The sequence below is a fragment of the Tsukamurella spumae genome (genome assembly GCF_012396015.1).
Classification (GTDB): domain Bacteria; phylum Actinomycetota; class Actinomycetes; order Mycobacteriales; family Mycobacteriaceae; genus Tsukamurella; species Tsukamurella spumae.
This window is the reverse complement of sequence record NZ_JAAXOQ010000005.1, coordinates 163,649-187,606: the sequence shown is the minus strand read 5'-3', so window position 1 is coordinate 187,606 and position 23,958 is coordinate 163,649. Positions and strand designations below refer to the sequence as shown.

The 23,958-nt window shown below is 68.5% G+C and carries 22 protein-coding genes; 3 read left to right on the top strand and 19 right to left on the bottom strand.

Annotated elements, in window-relative coordinates; all coding sequences use genetic code 11:
• Positions 1-195: 195 nt before the first annotated feature.
• Positions 196-3,258, bottom strand: coding sequence for a DEAD/DEAH box helicase (locus tag HF999_RS05770; RefSeq protein ID WP_168544943.1), 3,063 nt, complete (start codon positions 3,256-3,258; stop codon positions 196-198).
• Between the two features lie 59 nt (positions 3,259-3,317).
• On the opposite strand from HF999_RS05770, the gene HF999_RS05765 reads away from it, so the two are divergent.
• A complete protein-coding gene (locus HF999_RS05765; RefSeq protein WP_168544942.1) occupies positions 3,318-3,749 on the top strand; it encodes a (deoxy)nucleoside triphosphate pyrophosphohydrolase in 432 nt (143 codons plus the stop codon).
• 54 nt (positions 3,750-3,803) lie between these two features.
• Here HF999_RS05765 and HF999_RS05760 read toward each other — a convergent pair whose 3' ends face one another.
• The 9 genes from HF999_RS05760 to HF999_RS05720 all read right to left on the bottom strand — a co-directional run bounded on the left by HF999_RS05760 (position 3,804) and on the right by HF999_RS05720 (position 15,155).
• Positions 3,804-5,375, bottom strand: coding sequence for a hypothetical protein (locus tag HF999_RS05760; protein WP_168544941.1), 1,572 nt, complete (start codon positions 5,373-5,375; stop codon positions 3,804-3,806).
• Positions 5,372-6,469 (bottom strand): ATP-binding protein, encoded by a 1,098-nt coding sequence (locus HF999_RS05755; RefSeq protein WP_168544940.1) that lies wholly within the window; start codon positions 6,467-6,469, stop codon positions 5,372-5,374. The genes HF999_RS05760 and HF999_RS05755 overlap by 4 nt, the downstream gene beginning before the upstream one ends.
• A 353-nt stretch (positions 6,470-6,822) precedes the next feature.
• Positions 6,823-10,407, bottom strand: coding sequence for a chromosome segregation protein SMC (gene smc / locus HF999_RS05750; protein WP_168544939.1), 3,585 nt, complete (start codon positions 10,405-10,407; stop codon positions 6,823-6,825).
• Between the two features lie 23 nt (positions 10,408-10,430).
• On the bottom strand, positions 10,431-11,894 hold the full coding sequence (locus HF999_RS05745) for a glycoside hydrolase family 32 protein (RefSeq protein WP_168544938.1): 1,464 nt from the start codon (positions 11,892-11,894) through the stop codon (positions 10,431-10,433).
• Positions 11,895-11,935: 41 nt separating this feature from the next.
• Positions 11,936-12,394, bottom strand: a complete 459-nt coding sequence (locus tag HF999_RS05740) for a DUF350 domain-containing protein (protein WP_168544937.1) — start codon at positions 12,392-12,394, stop codon at positions 11,936-11,938.
• Positions 12,391-13,596 (bottom strand): glutathionylspermidine synthase family protein, encoded by a 1,206-nt coding sequence (locus HF999_RS05735; RefSeq protein ID WP_168544936.1) that lies wholly within the window; start codon positions 13,594-13,596, stop codon positions 12,391-12,393. The genes HF999_RS05740 and HF999_RS05735 overlap by 4 nt, the downstream gene beginning before the upstream one ends.
• A complete protein-coding gene (locus HF999_RS05730; protein ID WP_168544935.1) occupies positions 13,597-14,427 on the bottom strand; it encodes a hypothetical protein in 831 nt (276 codons plus the stop codon).
• A 3-nt stretch (positions 14,428-14,430) separates the two neighbouring features.
• Positions 14,431-14,712 (bottom strand): acylphosphatase, encoded by a 282-nt coding sequence (locus HF999_RS05725; protein WP_312854030.1) that lies wholly within the window; start codon positions 14,710-14,712, stop codon positions 14,431-14,433.
• A 5-nt stretch (positions 14,713-14,717) separates the two neighbouring features.
• Complete coding sequence (locus HF999_RS05720; protein ID WP_168544934.1) at positions 14,718-15,155, bottom strand: OsmC family protein; 438 nt, start codon at positions 15,153-15,155, stop codon at positions 14,718-14,720.
• A gap of 89 nt (positions 15,156-15,244) precedes the next feature.
• Here HF999_RS05720 and HF999_RS05715 point away from each other — a divergent pair, with 89 nt between their 5' ends.
• Together HF999_RS05715 and arr are read left to right on the top strand one after the other, a co-directional pair.
• Positions 15,245-15,784: a hypothetical protein gene (locus HF999_RS05715; protein WP_168544933.1), complete on the top strand. Its 540-nt coding sequence runs from the start codon at positions 15,245-15,247 to the stop codon at positions 15,782-15,784.
• A gap of 15 nt (positions 15,785-15,799) precedes the next feature.
• A complete protein-coding gene (gene arr / locus HF999_RS05710; protein ID WP_168544932.1) occupies positions 15,800-16,222 on the top strand; it encodes an NAD(+)--rifampin ADP-ribosyltransferase in 423 nt (140 codons plus the stop codon).
• A gap of 30 nt (positions 16,223-16,252) precedes the next feature.
• Here arr and HF999_RS05705 read toward each other — a convergent pair whose 3' ends face one another.
• The 9 genes from HF999_RS05705 to HF999_RS05660 form a co-directional block, all read right to left on the bottom strand.
• Positions 16,253-16,945, bottom strand: a complete 693-nt coding sequence (locus HF999_RS05705) for an LGFP repeat-containing protein (RefSeq protein WP_168544931.1) — start codon at positions 16,943-16,945, stop codon at positions 16,253-16,255.
• A 391-nt stretch (positions 16,946-17,336) separates the two neighbouring features.
• Complete coding sequence (locus HF999_RS05700) at positions 17,337-17,759, bottom strand: TA system VapC family ribonuclease toxin (RefSeq protein WP_168544930.1); 423 nt, start codon at positions 17,757-17,759, stop codon at positions 17,337-17,339.
• 314 nt (positions 17,760-18,073) lie between these two features.
• Positions 18,074-18,937, bottom strand: coding sequence for a bifunctional DNA-formamidopyrimidine glycosylase/DNA-(apurinic or apyrimidinic site) lyase (gene mutM, locus HF999_RS05690; protein ID WP_168544928.1), 864 nt, complete (start codon positions 18,935-18,937; stop codon positions 18,074-18,076).
• Positions 18,937-19,713, bottom strand: a complete 777-nt coding sequence (rnc, locus tag HF999_RS05685; RefSeq protein ID WP_168544927.1) for a ribonuclease III — start codon at positions 19,711-19,713, stop codon at positions 18,937-18,939. Before rnc ends, mutM begins: the two co-directional genes overlap by 1 nt.
• On the bottom strand, positions 19,710-20,294 hold the full coding sequence (locus HF999_RS05680; RefSeq protein ID WP_168544926.1) for a YceD family protein: 585 nt from the start codon (positions 20,292-20,294) through the stop codon (positions 19,710-19,712). The genes rnc and HF999_RS05680 overlap by 4 nt, the downstream gene beginning before the upstream one ends.
• Before the next feature lie 50 nt (positions 20,295-20,344).
• Positions 20,345-21,145, bottom strand: a complete 801-nt coding sequence (locus HF999_RS05675) for a DivIVA domain-containing protein (protein ID WP_168544925.1) — start codon at positions 21,143-21,145, stop codon at positions 20,345-20,347.
• Positions 21,146-21,275: 130 nt separating this feature from the next.
• Complete coding sequence (gene coaD, locus HF999_RS05670; RefSeq protein WP_168544924.1) at positions 21,276-21,749, bottom strand: pantetheine-phosphate adenylyltransferase; 474 nt, start codon at positions 21,747-21,749, stop codon at positions 21,276-21,278.
• On the bottom strand, positions 21,746-22,306 hold the full coding sequence (rsmD, locus tag HF999_RS05665) for a 16S rRNA (guanine(966)-N(2))-methyltransferase RsmD (RefSeq protein WP_168544923.1): 561 nt from the start codon (positions 22,304-22,306) through the stop codon (positions 21,746-21,748). Before rsmD ends, coaD begins: the two co-directional genes overlap by 4 nt.
• A 21-nt stretch (positions 22,307-22,327) precedes the next feature.
• Entirely contained in the window at positions 22,328-23,743 is a 1,416-nt protein-coding gene (locus HF999_RS05660; RefSeq protein ID WP_168544922.1) for an MFS transporter, read from the bottom strand.
• Positions 23,744-23,958: the final 215 nt, after the last annotated feature.

Genomic DNA, 23,958 nt, shown 5'->3' with positions numbered 1-23,958 from the left:
GCCCCTGGTACTCCTCACCGAAATCGGAATGCTTCGCAACATCCAGATTTCCGGAGACCAGGGGCTCCTCACGTCAACGACACGCTGAACCTCTGACCAGGCACTGCCCGCTCAAGCTTGAAGAGCCCTCATGCTGAGACTATCTCCAAGCGACTCAGCATAATATAGAACGCCCAGTTGACCCCACAGTATATTTCATCCCAAATCAAATGTCATTGCGCGGTCAAGTTTCCACGTAATAGCGATCGGACGTTCCCCTTCATGGCTCACGCGCCGGGCGCCTCCAAGAAATGTGTAGGGTTCTGATCCAAACTCACCTGTCTTTGTCCGACGTACAAAAAGGAGGACGTTGCTAGCGCCACTGACGTATCGACGCCCGGTAGGAGAATCGACAGCCGTTCGCGATTGCGACTCCCAGTGAAACTCGTCTGGGCTGACCGCGTAGTCGCGGTACATCGTGGTCGGTGAAAACGTACCCTCCGTCTTGACGAGGTTGATGAACAATGCGTCGATGTTGCGTTCAGGGATCCACTTGACGCCGGCGACGAAGGTGTTTGGTCGGTCAGCCAGCGAGGCCTGCCCGAGGCCGGCCAGGATCTCCTCGCGCGAGTACCGAGCGTGGACATGGAGGGGCAGGTCTGCCAACTCACCTTGGAGCGGGTAGGTGACGTGGCGAGATGCGTCATACGCCAGGTCTATGATCTCGATAAACTCACCCGTCGCGGCCATCTCAGTACGGAGTGCGTCCAATCCGTCGTCGTAGCTCCCGAAGACTGGTCTTCCGCCGTCTGGCCAGAGAGTGAAGAACAGCATCTTCGCGAGCAGTTGGTCCGTCTCGCTCATGTCGTCGTATTTGGCGTCACTCGCGATAATTCTCTTGTACCCGTCGACGCGGACTTCGTCGTCAACGTGGGCGAACACTTGGCTCCGTCGCAGCAACTCAGGTTCACGCGGTCCGGGCGAGAAGGCCAAGTCGACTCCCGCCTCACGACGTAGACCTGTCCAGGAGCGGTCGCCTCGGACCACCGAGGCGAGGTCGATCCCCGTCGCCGCGAGGAAGCCCGCGAGCGTGTCCTCCCCCGCGGAGCGGACCTCAGCCACAAGCTGCGGTCTGCGCAGATTGAGCTGGCGCTTCACGTTTTCTAGGACGAACGCCTGTGTCTGGCGATCGAGTTCGATCCTGCATCCCGACGGCAGGTACGGGAACTCGTTCTCGACCTCCTTCACCAGCCTGCCGCGCGGAATGCCAGTCAACGCGCGGAGGCGCTTGTCCCAACGAAACTCCTCGCGCTGATGTCCGACAAAGTCAAGCACCGTGAGTACAGCCTTGTCGGGTGTCCTGCGAAGTCCTCGACCAAGCTGCTGCAAGAAGATGGTCGCGCTCTCGGTGGGGCGAAGCATCAGGACCGTGTCAACTTCCTTGATGTCCAGGCCCTCGTTGAACACATCGACAGAGAAGATCGCGTTGACGCGACGGTCACGCAGGTCGGAGAGTGCCTGCCTCCGCGCGTCACTACCAGTCTGCCCCGACACCATCACGGACGGGATGCCCGCTTCTGTGAATTTGTCTGCCATGTACTGGGCATGCTCAATCGACACGCAGAAGCCCAGCGCACGCATCTGGGCCGGGTCAGCCAGCTTGTCCTGGATTGCCTTCAGAACCATCCGTACCCGGGCGTCGTTGCCGGTATACAGGTGCCCGAGTGCACTCTGGTCGTACTTCCCGGCCTTCCACGCGATCGCCGTCAGGTCCGTGCCGTCGGCGATACCGAAGTAGTGGAATGGGCACAGAAGCTCAGCGCCAAGCGCATCCCAGAGCCGAAGCTCAGTGGCGATGCGGCCCCCGAAGTACTCGCGCACATCGAGGCCGTCGGCGCGCTCCGGGGTCGCAGTCAGGCCGACCAGCTCCCGGGGTGCGAAGTGGTCGACCAGTCGTCGGTAGGTCGGCGCCGCTCCGTGGTGAAACTCATCGACCACGATCACTTCGAAGTGATCGGCGTCGAGTATGTCGAGGACGTCCTGTTTCAGCGATTGCACGCTCGCGAACACGTGCTCCCACCGCTCGGGCCGCTGACCGTTGACGAGAAGCTCGCCGAACGCTCCGTCAGCGAGTACCTCGCGGAATGTGCGCAGCGCCTGGACCAGGATTTCGCGAGTATGCGCCACAAACAACAGACGAGGGCGCTTGCCGCCCGCCGGGAACAGGCGGCGGTAGTCGAGGGCAGCAAGCACAGTTTTGCCGGTTCCCGTCGCTGCCACCACCAGGTTGCGGTGATGGTCGTGTACTTCGCGCTCGGCCTGCAACTCGTCCAGCATCGTCTGCTGGTACGAATATGGACGAACATCCAGACCCGAGACGTTGATCGTGACATTGCCCGAGGTGGTGAGGCCGGATGCCTCACGAAGGGCGCGATCGAGCCGCTCGCCGTCGCGATCGGGGATGTATTCCTCGAATCCTGGGTCTTCGCTCCAATAGGTCTCGAACGTCGCGCGGAACTTGTTGAGCAAGCTAGGAGTGGCGACCTTCGACAGACGCACGTTCCACTCGACGCCGTCGATCAGGGCAACATTGGAAAGGTTCGAGGAACCGATGTACGCGGTGTCGAATCCTGAGTCGCGGTGGAACATCCACGCCTTTGCGTGGAGTCGCGTACGCAGAGCGTCGTACTGCACTCGCACCTCAGCGCCGTATTTCCTCGCCAGCCGATCCAGGGTCTTGCGTTCGGTGGAACCGAGGTACGTGGTGGTAATTACTCGGAACGGCTTGCTTGCGTCTGCGAGCGCCTGCAGCTCAGTCTCGAGGAGCCTGACCCCGCTCCACTTGATGAATGCACAGAGCAAGTCGACACGATCAGCCGAGGCAATCTCTGCCTTCAACTCGTGACCGATGGAGGGCTCTCCCCTACCGCTGTTCGTCAGCAGAGCCACCTCAGAGAGCGGTGTCTCCGGCCGCGTCGACGTACGATCCACAACGCCGGGCGCAGGCAGTTGATAGAGGCGCGCAAGCTGGGCAGCCGGATCGAGAATCGGGCTATCGGGTTCGCCGGCCAGGGACAGCAGACTGTTCGCGAGCTTAATCCGCTCCGATTCGTCCTTCTCCCCCGCGATCGCTCGCTCCACGATGCTCGCCACGTGACGAGCGAGCACGTGCGGTTGGTCCGCCTTCTCGACCACTCGCGTATCACTCTGCAAGCCCGTCGCTTTGATCCGATCACGGAGTTCCGCTGTGTGCAGCGACTCGTAGATCCCCTCTTCCATGGGCGCCAGTCTGGCACCTCCCTCTGACAACAACGGGCAGAGGTGCCAGAATCGCCGTCATGCACCCCAACGCTCGGCGACTAGTCGTTGGCGCGATCATCCTGGACAACCTGGAACAGCCCACCAGGGTGTTCGCGGCCAGGCGCACAAGCCCCGCAGCGCTCGCCGGCCTTTGGGAATTCCCCGGAGGCAAGGTCGAAGACGGTGAAGCACCGGAGGCTGCGCTCGTGCGCGAGATACGTGAGGAGCTGGTTGCGACGATCTCCGTCGGTCCCGAAGTACCCCATGCCTCGGGTGCATGGCCAATCTCGGAGAAGTACGAGATGCGGCTGTACTTCGCCGCCGTCGAGACCGGCGAGCTTGCGTCCGGCAACTCCCACGACGAGACCCGTTGGATCGCCCCTCTCCAGATGCACACCCTCGCTTGGCTACCGTCGGATGCAGATGCTATCGACGCCATCCGAACAACGCTGTTGAACTGGCAGGCCTAGAGACACAGGACGACCGAGTGGCGTCGCGGATCGGATGGGCGCCGAGCCACGACATCACCAGGGTGTTCTCAGTGCCCTCGCCGCCGTGAGCGCGACAATAGCACCCTCAGCGATCAGCGCGGTGAGGTCGCCACCCTCACCGATGCGAGTCACAACCGTCCCGTTCGGCGGAACGATGCCGTCGCCGGCGCCGGTATCGAGCCAGAGCACCCGCACGCCAGCGTCGAGCAGCCTCCGCAGTTCAGCTATGACCGTGTCCTCCGGCCAGAGGTAGCCGTCGGTAATCACCGCGACCAGTCGGGGCTGCCGGGTATCGGCGACCAGCGACAGCCTCTCGTCTAGCATCCGCAGCGCCTTCGGAAGACCACCCGAACCACCCGCTGCCAGTGGAATCGGCACCGTCGCACCGCCCCCACCCTCCAAGACGGACACCTCGTCGTCCCAGATCAGACTCAGCGATCGCCCGCCGCGGTCCCGAGCGGCCCGGCTCAGCAGCCAAGTCACCACGCCGACGGATTCCATAACCGCCTCCTGCGAGTAGGAGATGTCCGCCGCAATTCCGATTGTCAACCGAGGCCGGGGCCGCACACGCCGTGTTCGCTCCCGCCACGGCGTCGCCGTCGGCATCACCCCCATCGCACGCTGCGCCGATCGCTGCACGAGCTCTCCCGTCACCAGCCGGCCGGACGGCAGGCGTGTCGGAACCTCGCGGACATCGCCACCCCGATCGGCAGCGCGGCGCAGCCGTAGGAGAAGCTGCCGTTCAGCCCGGCGCTCGTCGGATGTCGGCATCCGGTGCTCCACGAGGTGCTCCGAATACCCCGCACCGGTAGCGTTCGCCACCGTGGCGAGCTCCTCCGGCAGGGTGATCTCCCCCGCTGCTTCTTCAGCGATCTCAGCCAACTGCCGTGCAAGCGCATCGCCGTCGAGTTCGGAGGCATTCTCATCGCCCGCGTGGGGCAGATGAGCAGGTCGCCTGCCGCCCAACACCCTGGCGATCCGCTCCGCCTGCACGAACAACGCCTCGACGTCGCTGTCAGCCAACCCCACCGCAGTAAGCACCGCATCAGAAACGACGAAGAACTGCTCAGCCGTGAGCCAGTCCCGGCACACCGCGTCGATGTCGATCTCCCCGTGACTGAACACCCCGGCCGCGATCCTGCCGCCGACCAGTACCAACACCTCGGCGGCCGACACCGCATCGGTGGCGTCCGTGGCGATCAGCGCGGTGACCGCGGACCGCAGCCAGCCGCGCACATACGGACGATCGGAGATCGCAGCGCGTTCGATGCGCGGCTCCTCAAGTACCTGCGCCCATCCGTCCACCATCACGTTCTCGGACGCCCGCGCCACGCTGTGTTCTGCGTGCGCCACTTCGTGCGCCAGTACGCCCGCGAGAACCGGAAACTTCAAGAGAAGAACCGCACTTGCGAAGTCCTCAGCGTCGGGGTTCACTCCGGGAAGCACGACGGACGCGTCGAGGGTAATCTCGGCGCGTCGAGGCGAGAATGTTCCTGGTGCCGAGGCGTTCTCGCACACACGAACCACGAGGTCGTCCCGCTCACTGAACTCATCGACCACTTCCGTCAACCCCTGCGACGCGGCTGCCCAACGATCGAGCGTCATGCCCCCGTCCCCAGTCTCAGCGGAGCAACGGATATGCCGAACACGGTACGGACGACGGCGGCGACGTCCTCCCGATCGACTGCCGGACATCCATTGAGCAGCGATCCGAGGGCGATTTCATTGCCGCAGCCGGCGTCCAGCATTGCCTGGACATCGAGCAGTGTGGCCAACGGCGGCTCCCAAACTCCGAACGCACCCGATGCCCGGGCTCGTTCGTTCCTGGTCGCGAGATTGCGCGCCACCTTGACCAGCCGCGCGTTTACCCCGCGGTATTCGGCGATCCGGTAGTCGTTGCCGACCTTGACCTGCAACGGAAAACGACGAAGGAGCGCACCGTCGAGCTCGTTGACGCCCACGCCGTCCGGGTTCCAGGTGGCCACCACAAGGAAGCCTTCAACTGCACGCACGACCTCGCCGGGGCGATCGTCGATACCGATCTCACGACGCGCGTCGAGCGCTCCGAACAGGACTGCGACGGTCTCCGCGGGTGCCCGGGTGAGCTCATCGGCCACGAGCACCTTCCCCTCGCGCATCGCCGTCACGAGTGGCCCGTCACGCCAGACGAAACCTGACGGTGACTCCTCTCCCGGATCGGCGGGGATGTACTTGCCCACCAGGTCGGATACTTTCGAGTCTCCGTGGAGACCCACGACGACGCAGTCATCGACGCCGAACGCCGCCAGCGGCAGGCTCGTCTTCCCGGTACCGGGCGGCCCGACCAGTCCCACGTGACGACGGAGCTTCTCCCGCGCCATCCGCATCAGGTCAACATCCAGCATTTCGCCCACCTTGCGCGGGTAGTACTCGTCCCCATTGGGCAAAGCGATGGGATCCGCCGGTGGCAGAGGGCCAGCGGTGGCCTGCGACGCATCAGCGATGGCCTCCTTGGAGAGGCCGTGACCGAGCAGCGCTGCTTCAGCGACCTTCTTGGCGCCGCCCATCGAGGTGCGGCCGTAGACGAAATCGCGCATGACGGCCGGCAACTCGTGCTCACGTAGGCGACTGGAGTCCACCTCGAACGCGACCGGTCCGCTGTGCTTCGAGTACCCGCCGCCGAGCTTCTCCGTGATCCGCTCGAGGGTCGCGTCCACCACGGCCTGAGGTTCCGGGGCCACCGGTCCGCGCATCTTCCGTTCGGGTGCGGTGTCATCGAGCACTCGCATCGAGCCGGCGTGGACAGCTCGTCTCGGACCGTACAACGAGTACATCGATGCCTGGCCCGATGCCGGACTGCGCCAGGCAAGACCGCCTACACCTTGAAGTTCGGATCAGTCACGTCCTGCAAGAGCCACCCCAGCACTCGCACCGTCGCCATCGTCGGCCTCCCATTCCCGGCGCCCCCACGACGCCACGGAAGCGATCATGGCAGCGAGGTCTGTCAAGTTCGGCGTCCGAACCGGACAGAATCCGAGAGGCCGACGGAAGTTGTCCCGCCCAGCGCTGCTGCCTACACGGGCAGAGCGCCCAGCTCCTGCCCACGAATCCGCTGGGAGATGACCTGCGTGATGCCGTCACCGCGCATCGAGACCCCATACAGCGCGTCGGCGACCTCCATCGTCGGCTTCTGGTGGGTGATCACGATGAGCTGGGACTTGTCCCGCAGCTGCTCGAACAGCGAGATCAGGCGGCGCAGGTTGGTGTCGTCCAGCGCCGCCTCGACCTCGTCCATCACGTAGAAGGGTGAAGGCCGAGCGCGGAAGATGGCGACCAGCATCGCGACGGCGGTCAGGGACTTCTCGCCACCGGAGAGCAGGGACAGCCGCTTGACCTTCTTGCCCGGCGGCCGGGCCTCGACGTCGATACCGGTGGCGAGCATGTCGGAGGGGTCGGTCAGGATCAGCCTGCCCTCGCCGCCGGGGAACAGGGTCTCGAAGACGCCCACGAACTCGCGCTCCACGTCGAGCCACGCCTCGGTGAACACCTGCAGGATCTTGGCGTCCACCTCCTCGACCACGCTCAGCAGGTCCTCGCGGGCCGACTTCACGTCCTCGAGCTGCGTGGAGAGGAAGTTGTAGCGCTCCTCCAGCGCCGCGAACTCCTCGAGCGCCAGCGGGTTCACCCGCCCGAGCGTCGCCAGGTCCTTCTCCGCGAGCTTGAGCCGCCGCTCCTGCGCCGCCCGCTCGAACGGCATCCCCACCGGCTTCATCACGGTCTCGCCGCGCTCCCGCGCCGCCTCGTACTCCTCCAACTCCAACGGCGAAGCGGGCAACAGAACATCCGGCCCGTACTCCGCCACCAGATCGTCCGGCGCCATGCCGAAGGACGAGAGCACCTGTTCCTCGAGCTGCTCGATCCGCAACGCCGCCTGCGCCCGCGCCACCTCGTCGCGATGCACGGCATCCGTGAGCTGCGCCAACCGCGCCGCCAACGCCGTCGATTCCTGCCGAGCCACATCCAGCGCCCCGGCGCGCTCGGCACGCGATGCTTCCAGCGCATCACGATGCGCAGCAGCCCTACTCACCGCCCGCGCGAGCCGCGAGGACACCAACGCCGCTCCCTCGGCGACCGACGCCGCCACCGCAGCGGCGGACAACCGCGACGCGGCCGCCGCCTCCGCCCGCTCCCGCGCAGCCCTCTCAGCTGAAGCGGCCCGTCGAAGCCCCTCCGCCTTGCCCCGCACGCCGGCCGCGCGCTCCTCGGCGGTCCGCCGGGCGAGCCGGGCCTCCATCTCGACCGCACGCGCCGCGGCCAGCGCCACAGCCGCAGCGTCCCGCTCCTCGGTCCCCACGGACACCGAATCCTCGGGCAGCTCTTCCGCGAGCCGCAAGCGCTCCTCGTGCTCGACCAGCGCGGCCCGCGTCTCGTCGCGCGAGCCCTCGATCCGCGCGCGCTGCGTCACCAGGCGCTCGGCCTCGTCGCGCGCGCTCCGCGCGGCCTGCCCTAGCCGCGCCAGCTGCTCGTAGATCGCGCCCAACTGCGCGTCCGACTCGTGCAGGGCGGCCAGCGCCGCCTCCGTCACCTCGCGCCGCGCCGCCGACTCCTCCAGAGCACCCGCCAGCGCCGCCGACAGCGACTCCACCGACCGCCGGGTCTCCCCCAGCGTCGCCTCGGCGGAATCGATGGACTTCTGCACCTCCAGCGTCGACTGCCGCGCCGCGGAACCGCCGGTGAGCACGCCGTGGGAGATGACGTCACCGTCGGACGTGACGGCCCGCAGCTCGGGCCGCTCCGCGACCACCGCCACAGCCTCCGCGACCGACCGGACGAGCACGCATCCGGCCAGCGCCGCCGTCACCGCCCCCGCCAGCGACGACGGTGCCTCCACGCACGAAGCGGCCCAGACGGCACCGTCGGGCAAGGGACCGCCCGCGGACGGCGCGGACGCGAGTCCCTCGACGACGACCGCGGCGCGGCCCCCGTCGGCCTCGCGCAACCGCTCGACGGCCGCCACCGCCGCGCCGACGGAGCCCGCCGCGACGGCCTCCGCCACCGGGCCCAGGGCCGCGGCCACGGCCTTCTCGTACCCCGCCCGGATCGTCAGTCGCGACGCCACGCCCGCCGTCACACCGTCCACGTGCTCGACGACCCAGGCGGCACCGTCACCCCGGTCCAGGTTCATCGACAGCGCCTCGATGCGCGCGACGAGCGAGGCGACCTTCTGCTCGGCCTCCCGCTCCGAGGCGCGCAGCTCCTCCACCCGCGCGCTGGCCGCGTTGAAGGCCGCGACGCTGCGTTCGTGGTGCTCGTCGAGCGAGGCCTCGGAGGCGTCGAGCTCGGCGATCTGCCCCTGGACCTGCTCGAACTCGGACTCGGCGGCCTCGGCGCGTTCGACCGCCTCGGTGATGGCCGCCGTCAGCCGCCCGGACTCCGCCTCGACGGACTCCGCCCGGGTCCGCAGGGTCTCCACCTGGCCGGCCAGTCGCGCCAACCCTTCCCGACGGTCCGCGATGGCCGCCACCGCAGCCATGTGCGCCTTCTCGGCCTCCCGAGCGGACTCCTCCCGCTCGGTGAGCTCGTCGGTGGCACCCTCGAGGATCATGGCGGCCTCCTCGAGGGCCTCCATGAGCTCGGCCTCCTCCTCGGCCACGCGCTCGGCCTCGGCGTCCAGCTCGTCGGGGTCGCGGCCCGGGGCGTGCTGCACGGGCTCGGACAGCAGGCGGGCGCGTTCGGAGGCGATCCGCTCCGTCGACGACACGCGTTCGGCGAGCGCCGAGAGCGAGAACCAGCCCTCGCCCGCGGCCTTCACCGCCGGATCGAGCGTTGCCACGGCCTCCGAGTGCGACGCGACCAGCGCGTTCGCCTCGTCGAGCTGTGCGGCGACGAGGTTCTGCTCCTCACGGACCGCCGCCTCGTTTCCGCTCTGATCGGCGAGTTCGGCGCGCCGGCGCACCAGATCGTCGGCGGCCAGACGGAGCCGGGCGTCGCGGAGGTCGGCCTGGATGGTCTGTGCCCGACGGGCCACCTCGGCCTGTCGCCCCAGGGGCTTGAGCTGGCGGCGCAGTTCCGTCGTGAGGTCGGTGAGCCGGGCGAGGTTGGCCTGCATCGAGTCGAGCTTGCGGACCGCCTTCTCCTTGCGGCGACGGTGCTTGAGCACGCCGGCCGCCTCCTCGATGAAGGCGCGACGCTCCTCGGGCTTGGATTCGAGGATCGCGGCGAGCTGGCCCTGCCCGACGATGACGTGCATCTCGCGGCCGATGCCGGAATCCGACAGCAGTTCCTGCACGTCCATGAGCCGGCACTTGGTGCCGTTGATCTCGTACTCACCGGCGCCGTCGCGGAACATGCGCCGCGTGATGGAGACCTCGGAGTAGTCGATGGGCAGCGCACCGTCGGAATTGTCGATGGTGAGGGTCACCTCGGCACGCCCCAGGGGCGCGCGGCCGGACGTGCCGGCGAAGATGACGTCCTCCATTTTGCCGCCGCGCAGGCCCTTGGCGCCCTGCTCCCCCATCACCCAGCGCAGGGCGTCGAGGATGTTCGACTTGCCCGATCCGTTGGGCCCGACGACGCAGGTGATGCCCGGTTCGAGGCGCAGGGTCGTCGCCGAAGCGAAGGACTTGAAGCCCTTCAACGTCAGCGACTTGAGATACACAATCGTCGAGAATACCCGCCGGGTCAGTTCTCCCAGACGGAGCCGAGCCGGTGCGCCGCGACCCGCGTGAACCTGGCGGTCCCCGATTCCGCGAACAGGGCCGCCGAGCGCACCCCCTCCCCCAGGAACACCAGGGAGCTGACGCACTCCGCGCCGTCGCCGATGAACACCTCGACCGAGCCGCGGTCCACGATCACGCGCAGTCGGAGGACGTCACCGTCGGCGGGCGCCGCCCGGTAGCCCCGCTCGCCGTGCCCGGCACGGCGCCGGTCGATCGACACCCGTCGGGCCTGGTCGTCGTAGGCGACGACGACCTCGTCGCCCCGGTCGGTGCGCAGCACGATGCCGAGCCGCTCCGCGTCACCGTCGGCCAGGGCGATCGTGAGCTCGATGTCGGCGGCGTCGAGGTCCGGGAGGAGTTCCCGCTCCTCGTCGCGCCCGAGCGTCGTCTCCCCCAGGTCGACGGTGTCGCGCCGCAGCCCGGCGAACTCGACGACCGGCAGGGCTCGCACGCGAAGGTCGTCGCCGAGGGTGAGCTCGCGCGGCACGGTGAGCTGACCGCACCACCCGTCGGGTTGGGAGGCGATCGGGTGGTCGAAGCCGCCCATCCAGCCGAGGGCGATCCGCCGCCCGTCCGGCGCCTCGAAGCTCTGCGGCGCGTAGTACTCGGCACCCCAGTCCGCCGGCCGGTAGTCGGTGAGCGGGACGAAGTCCTCGCCGGGCGTCCAATCGCCCACGACGTAACCGGCGTTGCACGCGTTGCGCAGGCCGTACCCGTCGGGCTTGCGGCCCATGGGGCAGTACACGATGACCCACTTGTCGTTGAGCGGGAACATGTCCGGGCACTCCAGCATGAAGGCGTCCGGGTCGGGATCCCGGAGGACGACCCGATCGAACTCCCAGGAGGCACCGTCGGCGGAAGTGTAGAGCCACACCTCGCCCCGTCGGTCCGCCGAGCACACGCCGAACACCATGTACCAGGTGCCGTCGGTGCGCCACACCTTCGGATCGCGGAAGTGGGGCAGCTCGCGCGGGCCCGTCACCACGACTCCGCCCTTGGTGAAGGTAATCCCGTCGGAGGACCGGGCGACGCACTGGACCTGCAGGTTGCCCTCGTCCTCGTTAACGCCGTTCCGCCACCGGTGACCGGTGTAGTAGACCACCAGCTCGTTACCATCCACGACCGCGGAACCGGAGAACACCCCATCGCGGTCCTCCTCCAGGCTCGGCGCCAACGCGATCGGCTCGCGCCGCCAGGTCACCAGGTCCGCACTCGAGACATGGCCCCAGTGCATCGGTCCCCACTGGGCGCTGTACGGATGGTGCTGGAAGAACACCTGATAGCGGCCGCCGAAGTGGCACAGGCCGTTCGGATCGTTGATCCACCCCGCGGCCGCCGCGATGTGCACGCGCGGGTACCAGCGATCACGGCGACGCGCCGCGAGGTCCGCCACCGCGGCCTCCGCGCGCGCCAGCTCGTTCGTCATGCTCACGGTGATCCGCGCGACGCTGCTGCAGGGCGCAGCCGCTAGAGCACCGCCATCGCCACGATCAGACCGAGGGCGATGTGGCATGCGCCGATCACCCGAGCCTGCGGCAGGAACACCTCGGAGTACATGAGCTCCTCCATGTCCACGCCCGTGACCAGGTCGAGGACGCGCACGGAGATGATCTGCGCGACGATGCCGACGATGCCGTAGACGAGCGAGTAGATGACGCCGTCCAGCAGGTTGCCGCCGCCGGTGTAGTTGGCGTAGATCGCGACGACGATGATGAACGCCATGGAGAGCATGCCCGCCGCGGTGATGTACGTGGCGTTGGGCTTGCCGTCCTTCACCAGGTCGCGCAGCTTGCCGGGCGTGGAGAGATCGACGGCGTAGAAGCCGGCGATCATCAGCACGAGGCCCACGAGGGCGTACAGGCAGATCGCGCCGATGCCCTTGCCCAGAGTGCCCAGGTCCGCGGCGGCGAGGAGGGTCGTGTTCATGATGCGGTCATGCCTTTCGGGGTGATGCGGTGCGGGATGAAGGCGGCACCGTCGTCGGTGATGAGGCCGGAGGTCTCGCGGATGCCGATGCCGGCGGACTCGTCACCGACGACCCAGGCCCCGATCACGGGGCGGTAGCCGTCGAACTCGGGCAGCGGGTCGAACATCTGGTACACGTAGCCCTCGGCGCCGTACACGCCGCCGGTGGCCGTCTCCCGACCGCTGTCCACGATCGTGAGGTTCGCACCCTCCCGCCCGAGCTTGGGCTTCTTCACGTACTCGGTGAGGAATCCGGGGCTGTCGATGAAGGCGGGCAACAGGTTCGGATGGTCGGGGTACATCTCCCAGAGCACCGCGAGGATCGCCTTGTTGGAGAGGATCGTCTTCCACAGCGGCTCGATCCACGTGGTGGCGGGGATCGATTCGACGACCCGCTTGCCGAAGTCGTCCTCCAGGATCCACTCCCACGGGTACAGCTTGAACACCGAGTGGATCGGGGCGTCCTCGAGGTCGACGAAGGTCTTCAGGTCGTGATCCCAGCCGATGTCCTCGATGGGCAGCCCGACGGTGTCGAAGCCCGCCTCGGCGGCCGTCTCCTGCAGGTAGCCGGTGGTCACGTGGTCCTCGCCCGTCGCGTCGGCGCCGGACCAGGTGAAGTGCAGCTCCGACGGCGGGATCACGCCCCGGATCTCGCCCCAGCGCGCGACGAGCGCCTCGTGCAGCGAGTTCCACTGGTCGTAGCCGCCCTCGTCCCAGGAGCGCTTGTCCGGGGCGGTGTCCTGGAACCAGTACCACTGCACCACAGCGGCTTCCAGCAGGGAGGTGGGCGTATCGGCGTTGTACTCCAACAGTTTCGCGGGCCGCCGGCCGTCGTACCGCAGGTCGAACCGTCCGTAGACGTGCGGGTCCTGCCGCTTCCACGACTCCTCGATCGGGCCCCACGCCCACTCGGGGATGCCGAAATCGGCGTACCGCTCGGTGAGGATCACGTTCTCGACGGCCTTGAGGCACATCGAGTGCAGCACCTCCACCTGGGCCTCGAGGGCGAGTACCTCGTCCATGTCGAACTCGTAGAACACGGACTCGTCCCAGTAGTTCCGGCTGTCGCCGGCCCCGTCGCGCGCGGGGGTGCCGAACACCAGGCCCTGCGATTCGACGGTCCGCTGCCAGCCCTCGCGGGGCGTTCCCCGCATGCGCCGCATCTACGACCCGCTCGATCCGGAGCCGCCCTTGGAGCTCCCGCCCTTGTTGGACGTGCCCAGGCCGCCGCGGTCGATGTTCTTGCCGCTGGAGCCGCTGTTGCTGCCCGCGTTGGTGTTTCCGGAACCGCCCTTGTTGCTGGTGCCCTTCGAGCCGGCGGCGGGCGGCGCGGGCTTGCTCGCAGCGTTGGTCTGGCCGTTGGTACCGAAGGAGGTGGTCTTCGCCGGGTCGATCGCCGTCCCCGACGAGGTCCGGAAGGCGGTGTTGGTGGGCCGGTCGTAGCTGCCGCCGGTGATGCGCCCGTTGTTGACGCTGCCGCCGTAGTTGTACCGGTAGCTCAGGCCGTTGAGCAGGATGAACCCCGTCACCGGGTTGTACGTGCCGCGCGAGCAGTAGTCGTCGGAGACCACCTGCTGCCCGTCCACGGTGCAGTACGCCGTCTGCGTGCTGACATTGCGCGCACCGTCGTTGTCCGGGATCGCGACGTACAGCAGCGCGATCGCGCCCACCACACCCACGCCGACGCCCGCGCCCATCATCTGCTTGCGGCGCCGGCCCTTCTTCGCGGCCGCGGCGGCCGCCTCGGTGGCCTCCCGCTCCTCGTCCTCGGCGCGCTGGCGCTGCGCGCGCTGCCGCGCGCGGGCCTCGGCCACCGTCTCCGGGCGCGCCTGCGTGTTCTCGTCCTGCTCCCGCATGCGGCCCGGGCGCCGGGGAGCATCTCCGGTGGTGTCCGGCAGCTGCAGCTCCGGCGGCATGCCCGGCACGGGGAGGTGATTCGACTCCGGCCCGGGGATGAACCCCGCGGGACGGTTCTCAGGAACGGGTGGCTGCATACCTCACCTCTCCTCGAACGACGGGAGCCCGCCGCGTGCGGGCCCGAACAGTTCCACGACCAGGTCGACCCTGCCCGGAGTGTGCCCCGACCAGAGGCGCTGCAGCAGAGTGTCGCACGCCGGGCGGGCGCCCTCGACCACGACCCGCACGCGACCGTCCGCCTGGTTCGCGGCGTAGCCGAGCAGGCCGAGTTCCAGCGCCTGGGTCTTGGTCCAATAGCGGAAGCCGACGCCCTGCACGCTGCCGTGGACCCACGCCGTCATCCGCGCCTGCTCCTCGGTCACGGAGGTCACTCCGTGGTGACGTCGAGGTTGACGACGGTGCCGGCCTTGAGCGTGCGCCCCACGGTGCAGACCTGGTCGATCGCGCGGCGCGCGACCGTGACCAGACGCTCCCGCGCAGCCTCGTCGAGCTCGGACAGGTCCAACTCCAGGATCTCGTTGAGCTCCGGGTAGACCTCGTTGTCCCGATCCGCGTCGCCGGAGACGCGGACGACCGCGTCGTAGTCCTCGCCGAGCCGGCGCGCGAGCACGTGGTCCGTGGACATGCCGCTGCACGCCGCGAGCGCGATCTTCAGCAGCTCACCGGGGGTGAACACGCCCTCGACGTCCACCGAACCGACCAGCACCTGCGCACCGCGCGAACTGCGCCCCGTGTAGCGGCGCACGCCGGTGCGCTCGACCCAGAGTTCCGTGGACGGTGCCTGCGCATTCGTGTCGTCGGCCATGCGACCAATCTACGGCAGAACCGGGCATCTCCACCGCACCAGGTTCCAGCGCCCGGTGCAGATCACCGAACGCGCGTACCGTTCGCATCATGCGCGCCCGCCAGTGGATCTACGTCGTCGCCGTTCTCGCGTGCGCGGCCGCCCTGGCCTGGGCGGCCACGTCCGGACCCGACCCGTTCCCCACCCACATGGGGCTCGGCGGAGGGGTCGATGGTTGGCGCCCGCGGAAATCGGCGCTCCTCGAGCTCGCACTCGTCACCGGCGGCCTCGCCGTCCTCTTCGCCTGCCTGTCGTTCTTCGCGCCGCGACTACCGGCATCGCTGGTGAACACCCCGCGCCGCGACTACTGGCTGACGGACGCGCATCGCCCCGCGTTCTCGCGGATCATCGCGGACTTCTTCCTCCTGATCGGCAGCCTCGTGCTCTTCCTCAGCGCCGCGTTCACCGCCCTGTCCGTGATCGACGCGCACGAGAGCGCCGCCCGATCGGCTCTTCTGGTGCTGTTCCTCCTGGCGATCGCCGCGTCGGTGATCCACCTGGTCTGGACGCTGTCGCATCCCCCGCGCTCCGCCTCCGGCAGGCGCCGTCCGGCCCCGTCGTCCGGCGTCAGGGAGCCCCGGCGCCCGTAGCGCTACGCTGGGCGAATGAGTCAGGCGCCGGGCGAGGGCCCGTTCTTCCACGGAACCACCGCCGCACTCCGGCCCGGAGATCTCCTCCGCGCGGGATTCCGCTCCAACTACAACCCGGACGTGGTCATGAACCACATCTACTTCACGGCGCTGCGCGACGGGGCGGGTCTAGGTGCCGAGCTCGCCGCGGAACTCAAGGCCGACGGTGCCGTCCCGCACGTCTACGAGGTCGAGCCGACGGGCGCGTTCGAGGACGACCCGAACGTCACGGACAAGAAGTTCCCGGGCAACCCCACGCGCTCGTTCCGCAGCACCGAGCCGCTGCGGGTCGTCGCCGAGGTGAGCGACTGGACCCGGCTGACGCCCGAGGCCCTGCAGATGTGGCGCGAGACCATCGTCTCCAAGGCACCCGCCGACCGCGGCGAGATCATCAACTGAGCGCCCCGCGGCGTCCCGTCGTGGACGGGCCTACAGCCCCGCGGGCACGACCTTGCCGTTGACCGTGACCTCGACCTTGCCGGCCTGGGGATTGAAGGTGATCTTCCCGTGCTCGAAGGTGGTCTGCTTGACCGATCCGACGGTGGTCTCGTCGCTGGTCACGGCGCCGAGCGGGCCCGCGGAACCGTTCTTCCCGCCCACCGGGATCGGCTTACCCGTGGCGTCGCGCTCGACGTTCCACGCGTCGCGGATCTTGCCCCAGGTGATGTAGGCGGGAGTGCCGGCGTCCGCGTTCTTCGCGGTGATCACGCCGCCCGTGAACTGCTGGAAGACGACGCCGCTCTCCCGGGTGCCGGCGTTGTGATCACCGACGAGCACGGCCCCCAGGCCCTTCTTCTGCGCGGCCGTCGCGGCGGCGTACTTCGCGGCGATCGGCCCGGTCAGCGTCACCTCGCTGCCGTCGGTGCCCTTGGCCGTCACCGTGCCCGAGGGCTTGGCCGCCGTGGACGAACGCGCGGCCGACGGTGCGCCGGGCTTGCCGGCACCGCTCGACGGTCCCGTCGCCTTCGCGCTGGTGCTGGACGCGGCGGCCGTGGACGCACCGGTCGTCGACGCGACGTCCTTGGTGTCGGCGGTGCTGCTGCATCCCGCGGTGATGAACAGGGCGGCGGTCAGTGCCGCGGCGGCGCCGATGGCGCGTCGATCTGCGAATCTCGTGCTCATGAGGTCTTGTTCAGTCCCTACCGCGGCTCGATCGGCCGCTCGTTCGAACATTCGGCGCCCACGACTCTAGCGGCGTAGGCAATGCTCCACCGGTCGACTTCGGGATCCGTTGCGCCTGATCATGAACGACGCGCGTCGTCTTGCGCGACTACGGCTATGCCGGTCAACACATCTCGGAGTGATGCGCCGAACGCATCGGCATCGCGAGCGTGGAGCCTCGCGTAGCTGAGTACCAGCCCCGGGACCGGTTCCGCCGCACACTGACTGCTCAACGATCGCGTGCGCCAGCCCTGTTCACCGAGCGCGCTGACCACCGCCTCGTCGTCGTGCCCGGGAAGCAGCACGCACAGGTGCCGATCCATCGCGCCGGCGGCGCACGGCCGCGTGACGGCTACCCGGCACGCCAGACCTCGACCCACTGGCGATCGGCCGGGGCGAGCGAATCCCTCAGAGCCCCGTCGAAAGTGGCCAGCCGGACGCCGTTGGTGGCGGCCAGGTCGACGAGGTGTAGGTCGGTGACCTGCCGTCGCCCCATGAGCACCCTGGTGTCGATCCTCGACGTCACCAGTGAGGTCGCGTCCTCCAGGAACGCCCACCCCGGGACCGCGCGAATCGCTGCGAGCTGAGCGAGCGCCTCACTGCCCGACACCTTGCGTCCGACCACCTTCTCGGTCAGGAGCAGGCGTACCAGTCCCGACTCCGTCGTCGGACACGTCATCCACTCCCCCAGGCCGGCGAACTGCTCATGTGCCGCCACGTGATGTACATGCTGATCCCAGCTCAACGCCAGGAGAACATTGACGTCGAGCAGCATCACTCGTCGCCCTGGTCGTCGTCACGATGCGCCGCGACGAGGTCATCGGTGACCACGTGCCCTTCGACTCCGGACATCACAGGAAATCCCCCCACCGACTTCGAGGGAACCGCCGCTCCCTGAAGCCCACGGAGGGCGAGCTCCGAGATCGCCCGGCCCAGGGAGATTCCTTCCGCACGAGCTTTCGTACGAGCAGCACTCATCACGACGGGGTCGATATCCACAGTCGTTCGCACAAGAGCATCATAGCATCACCGCATCATATGACGGGGCGCTAAGGCCGCGCAGGTACACGGCAGAGCCTGAAAGGTGGTTCAGCCGTTCCGCGGCTGCGACTGGCACTTCGGGCAGAAGTGCGAGCCCCGGTTCATGAAGGACTCGCGCCGCATGATGGTGCCGCAGCGACGGCAGGGCTCACCGTCGCGCGCATAGGCGTCGAGGCTGCGCGAGAAGTAGCCCGACTGACCGTTGACGTTGACGTACAACGAGTCGAAGCTGGTGCCGCCCTGATCCAGCGCGGACCGCATGACCTCGGTGGCGTCGTCGATCAGCCGGCCGAGCGCGGGCTTGGTCAGGCTGGACGCGCGCCGCCGCCCGTGCACGCGGGATCGCCACAGCGCCTCGTCGGCGTAGATGTTGCCCACGCCGGAGATCACGGTCTGGTCCAGCAGGACCCGCTTGATCTCGGTGTCCTTGGCCTTCATCCGCCGCACCACGGCGTCCCGATCGAACTGGGGGTCCAGGGGATCCCGCGCGATGTGCGCCACCGATTCCGGGACGAGCGTGCCGGCGACCTCCACGAGCGGGTCCACCGCCCAGCCGCCGAAGGTGCGCTGATCGACGAAGCGGAGCACGGCACCGTCGGACAGCGAGGCCCGGATGCGCAGGTGCCGGTCGTCGCCCGGGCCCACCAGCATCTGCCCGCTCATACCCAGGTGCACGACGATCGCGGCGTCGGCGGGGTCGCCGCCGCGCGCGAGCGGCAGCCACAGGAACTTACCGCGACGCTCCGCGGATTCCACGTCAGAGCCGGTGATCTGGCCGATCATGTCCGCCTCGCCGGCGGCATGGCGCCGGGCGGCGCGGGGGTGCAGGACCTCGACGGAGGTGATCCCGCGACCCACCAGGTGATCGACGAGGCCGCGGCGGACGACCTCGACCTCGGGCAGCTCGGGCATCAGGCCGACTCGGGGGCCTGTTCGGCGTCGCCCGTCGGCGCATCGCCGGAAGCTTCGGAGTCGTTGTCGTCCAAGGACTTCCACGCCGCCGCAGCGGCGCGTTGCTCGGCCTCCTTCTTGGTGCGGCCCACACCCTCGCCGAGGTCGTGCTCGTCGATCACCGCGACTGCGGTGAACTCCTTGTCGTGGTCGGGACCCGTCGAACTGACCCGGTAGGCGGGCGCACCCAGGTCCCGCTCGGCGGTGAGCTCCTGCAGGGAGGTCTTCCAGTCCAGGCCGGCCCCCATCGACGACGATGCCGTCAGCAGCGGCAGGAACAGGCGCAGGACCACCTCGCGCGCGACGTCGATGCCGTGCTCGATGTGCACGGCGCCGAGCAGCGCCTCGGTACCATCCGCGAGGATCGAATCCTTGTCGCGGCCGCCGGTGAGCTCCTCACCGCGGCCGAGGAACAGGTGCGCGCCGAGGCCGCCCTCCCCCAGCCCGCGGGCCACCCGCGCCAGGGCGTGCATGTTGACGACGCTGGCCCGGATCTTTGCGAGCTCACCCTCGGGCTTGTCGGGATGAGTCACGTACAGCCACTCGGTCACCGAGATCCCCAGCACGCTGTCGCCCAGGAACTCCAGCCGCTCGTTGGTGGGCAGGCCGCCCGCCTCGTACGCGTAGGACCGGTGCGTGAGGGCGAGCGTGAGCAGCTCGTCGTCGAGGCCGACGCCCAGTGCTTCCAGCAGCGGGGCGCGGTCCGTGGCGGGCGGCGCGGGGAGGCGCTTGCTCACTTGTCGTCGGCCTCGCCCTCGGCGGCCGAGGAGAACTGCGCGAGCTTCGCCCAGCGGGGATCGAGCTGCTCGTGCGCGTGGTCCGCGGGGAGGTCGGCCAGCCGCTCGCCGCACACCTGGCACAGGCCCCGGCAGTCCGGGGAGCAGGTGGGATCGAGGTTCAGTTCCATCCCGACACCGTCGATGATGGCCTGCTCGAGGTCGATCATGTCGTCGTCGATGCGGTACATCTCGTCGTCGTCCGTGGTCTTCGCCGTCTCACTGTCCGGGTAGGCGTAGAGCTCGGTGAGGAACAGGTTCAGGGCGCCGGACACGTCACCGAGGCAGCGCGCGCACTGCCCCGTCGTGTCGGCGCTCACGGTGCCGGTCACGAGAACCCCCTCGGACACGGCCTGGACCTGCAGGTCGAGGTCGATCTCCTCGCCGGCCTCGATACCGATCAGGTCGACACCGATGCGCTCGGGGGCGGCCACGGTGCGGTGCACCTGCGCAGAGGTACCCGGACGACGACCGAAGGCTCGGACGTCGAGGACGTACGGCTTGCCGGCCGGCTGGCGCACGGCCGCGCTGGATTCGTTCACAACAGACCTCGGGAAAGTGTCGGGGGTCGAGCCAAACACCCGATTGTACGTCAAGAAGCCCGGTGGGTATCCGCGCGCGACTCCGCGAACTCCTCGAGGTAGCCGTCCGCGGCGCCGTGGTCGCTGTAGTCGTGCACGCCGGCGGCGGTGCGCAGCTGCTGACGGCCGCGGTTCACCGAGCGCATGGTGGCCCCGAGGACCTCCTCGAACTGGGCGAGCTTGGTATCGACGTACACGTCGCACTCGCCGCGGAGGCGGTCCGATTCGGCGTGCGCCGCATCGATGATCCGATCCGACTCGCCCTTGGCTGCGGCCACGACCTCGGTACCCGAGACCAGACGCTCCTGCTCGGCGATGCCCTCGGCGACCGACCGCTGGTAGGCGGCATTACCGTCGGCCACCAAGCGCTCCGCCTCGGACCGCGCGCGGCCGGTGACGGCCTCGTACTCGCGCTGGGCGCCCCGTCGGACCCGTTCGTCCTCGGCGCGGGCCTCGGCGACCAGCCCCGTGGCGTGCTGGTGCGCCTCGGCCACCATGCGGTCGGCCTGGGCCTTCGCATCGGCCAGCAGGCGGTCCGCCTCGGCGCGCGAGCGGCTCAGCGTGGCGTCCGCCTCGGAGTTCGCCTGCGTCACCGTGGTGTCGTAGTGGGCGCGCGCCTCGCTGATCAGGCGATCCTTCTGATCGAGCACGTCCTGCGCGTCGTCCAGATCGGCCGGGAAGGCGTCACGGATGTCGTCCAGGAGCTCGAGCACGTCCCCGCGGGGCACGAGGCATCCGGCGGTCATGGGGACGCTGCGCGCCTCCTCCAGGATGGCGCCCAGCTCGTCCAGTGCTTCGAATACGCGGTACATGCACCCATTGTGACGCGTGGGACCGGTGTTTCGCCGCAACGCCGCCGCCGCGTGTCGAGGGGTCGTGGAATCGGCTGTTTCCTGACCTACGAGGCCCGATCCGGCCTCGTGATGCAGGAATCGGCCGATTTCACGACAGCTTGGCCGCCAGCGCGGTCTGCACGTTGCGCGGGATCAGCGCGGACACGTCGCCGCCCAGCTTCGCGACCTCCTTGACCAGCGAGCTCGACACGTAGGAGTACTGCGGCGCGGTGGTCAGGAACGCCGTCTCGACGCCGGTCAGGTGCATGTTCATCCCGGCCATCGGCAGCTCGTAGTCGAAGTCGGTGGAGTTGCGCAGACCCTTGAGGATGCACGCCACGCCGTTCTCCCGCGCGTAGTCCACGAGCAGTCCCGTCCACCGGTCGACGGTGACCCCGGGCAGGTCCGCGACGTTCTCCTCGATCAGCGCGATCCGCTCGTCGATCGAGAACATGCCCTGCTTGTTGGGATTGACCACCACGGTGATCACGAGCTCGTCGAAGATCCGTGCGGCGCGGCGGAAGATGTCCAGATGGCCGTTGGTCATGGGGTCGAAGGACCCGGGGCAGCACGCCTTGCTCATGTCCGGTCATCCTGCCAGACGGCGATCTCCACGCGGGTCTCTCCGTAGTCCCGGGACATGTCGGGCTCGAATCCCTCCGGCCACGTCGCCGCCGGCGTCCGCGCTGAGCGCTCCACGACCACGTGCGCACCGGGCGCGAGCCAGCCGCCGGACAGCGCGGCGAGGTCACCGTCGACGGCCTCCGCAGGCACGTCGTACGGCGGGTCCAGGAGGACCAGGTCGAAGGGCTCGGCCGGGAGGTCCAGGAACGCCCGCACTGCCCGACGGTGCGCCACGGCCCCGTCCAGCCCGACGGTCCGCGCGTTCTGGTTGATCACCATGACCGCCTTGGCATCCGAGTCGACCAGCACCGCGCGCGCGGCACCACGGGAGAGTGCCTCGAAGCCCAGTGCGCCGGAGCCCGCATACAGATCGAGGACCGCCAGTCCGTCGAAATCCAGACGCGACTGCAGCGCGCTGAACAGTGCCTCCCGCACGCGATCCGAGGTCGGGCGGGTGCCGCGGGGCGGCACCGCGAGCCTGCGCCCGCGCGCCGCCCCGGCGATGATCCTGGTCATCGCACCAGCCTAACGGCGGCATCAGCTCGCCTTGGCGAGCCGGGCCTGATCGATCTGCGCCAACCGGGTGGCGTCCGTGTCGGGCCCGGGGATCTCGGTTCCGCGGATCGAGCAGCCCGTGGTCTCCTGCAGGAAGGGCAGCGCGATCAGGCCGATCACGCAGGCGCCCATCATGTAGAACGCCGGGAACAGGATCCAGCCCGACTGGCCCACCACCGCGTCGTTGACGAGCGGCGCGGTGCCGCCGAAGGCCGCCGTCGCCACGTTGTAGGAGATCGCGAACCCCGCGTACCGCACCTGCGTGGGGAACATCGCCGGGAAGGTCGCGCTGATCGTGGACAACTGCGGGATGTACAGCAGCCCGAGCACCACGAATCCGACGATGGCCCAACCGAATCCCTGCCCCATCAACCAGAACATGGGCCAGGCCATCACCAGCAGTCCGATCAGGGAGAACCACCACATCGGCTTGCGCCCGGTGCGATCCGACAGCGCGCCGAAGAACGGGATGCACACGGCCATCAGGACCTGACCGATCAACATCGCCGTGGATGCATGGGACTCCGACAGACCGATCGTGCTGTTGAGGTAGGTCGGCAGGTATGCCAGCAGCGTGTAGTTCGCGACGTTGAGCGCGATGACCAGGCCGAACATCACCAGGATGGGCCGCCGGTAGTCGCGGAGCAGGGCGCCGAGCCGCTGCAGTGCCGAGCCGTGCTCCTCCTGCGCCTGCTCCATCTCCTCGAAGACGGGGGTGTCGTCGAGTTGATTGCGCAGGTACCAGCCGACGAAACCGAGCGGGATCGCGATGAAGAACGGGATCCGCCATCCCCAGCTGTACATGGCATCGCTGGAGAGCACCTGCTGCAGCAGCAGGACCACCGCGGTGCCGCCCGCGAAGCCCCACATCGTGCCGAATTCGAGGAAGCTGCCGTATCGGCCCCGCTTGCCGTCCGGCGAGTACTCGGCCATGAAGGTGGCTGCGCCGCCGTACTCGCCGCCGGTCGAGAAGCCCTGGATCACTCGCAGGCCGATCAGCAGGACGGGGGCGAGGACACCCACTTGGGCGTGTGTCGGCAGCACGCCGATGAGGGCGGTGGAGCCGGCCATCAGCAGAATCGTGGTGGCCAGCATCACCTTCCGCCCCAGCCTGTCCCCCAGCGGCCCCCAGACGAACCCGCCCAGCGGGCGCAGGGCGAAGGACACCGCGAAGCCGAGCAGTGTGCCGAGCGTCCCGAGGGTCCCCGGGAAGAAGGCGTGGGTGAGGTAGGCCGTCGTCGCGGCGTAGACGCCGTAGTCGAACCATTCGGTGAAGTTTCCCATCGCGGACGCGGCGATGGCCTTGTGCAGCGTGCGTTTGCGCTGCTGCTCCGTCTCCTGCAGTCCCGCTACCGAAAGCGGGGAGGGCACGGAAGGCGATGTTGAGTTATCAGGCATGCAGATCAGCCCCTGGCGTTGGTCACCGTGCGGACCGGACTTGCCTGTGGCTAGACACCGCTGGGCCCACCGGACGTGTGATTACCGCGTGTTCGACGTTAACAGAATCGAACGATCGATCCACCGCCACTGGTTCATCAGGTCGACACCGTCCGGCATCCCCGCTGGTAACCCTGTGTTCGCCGAGCGGGAACCCGATCCGGGCATCGTCTTGT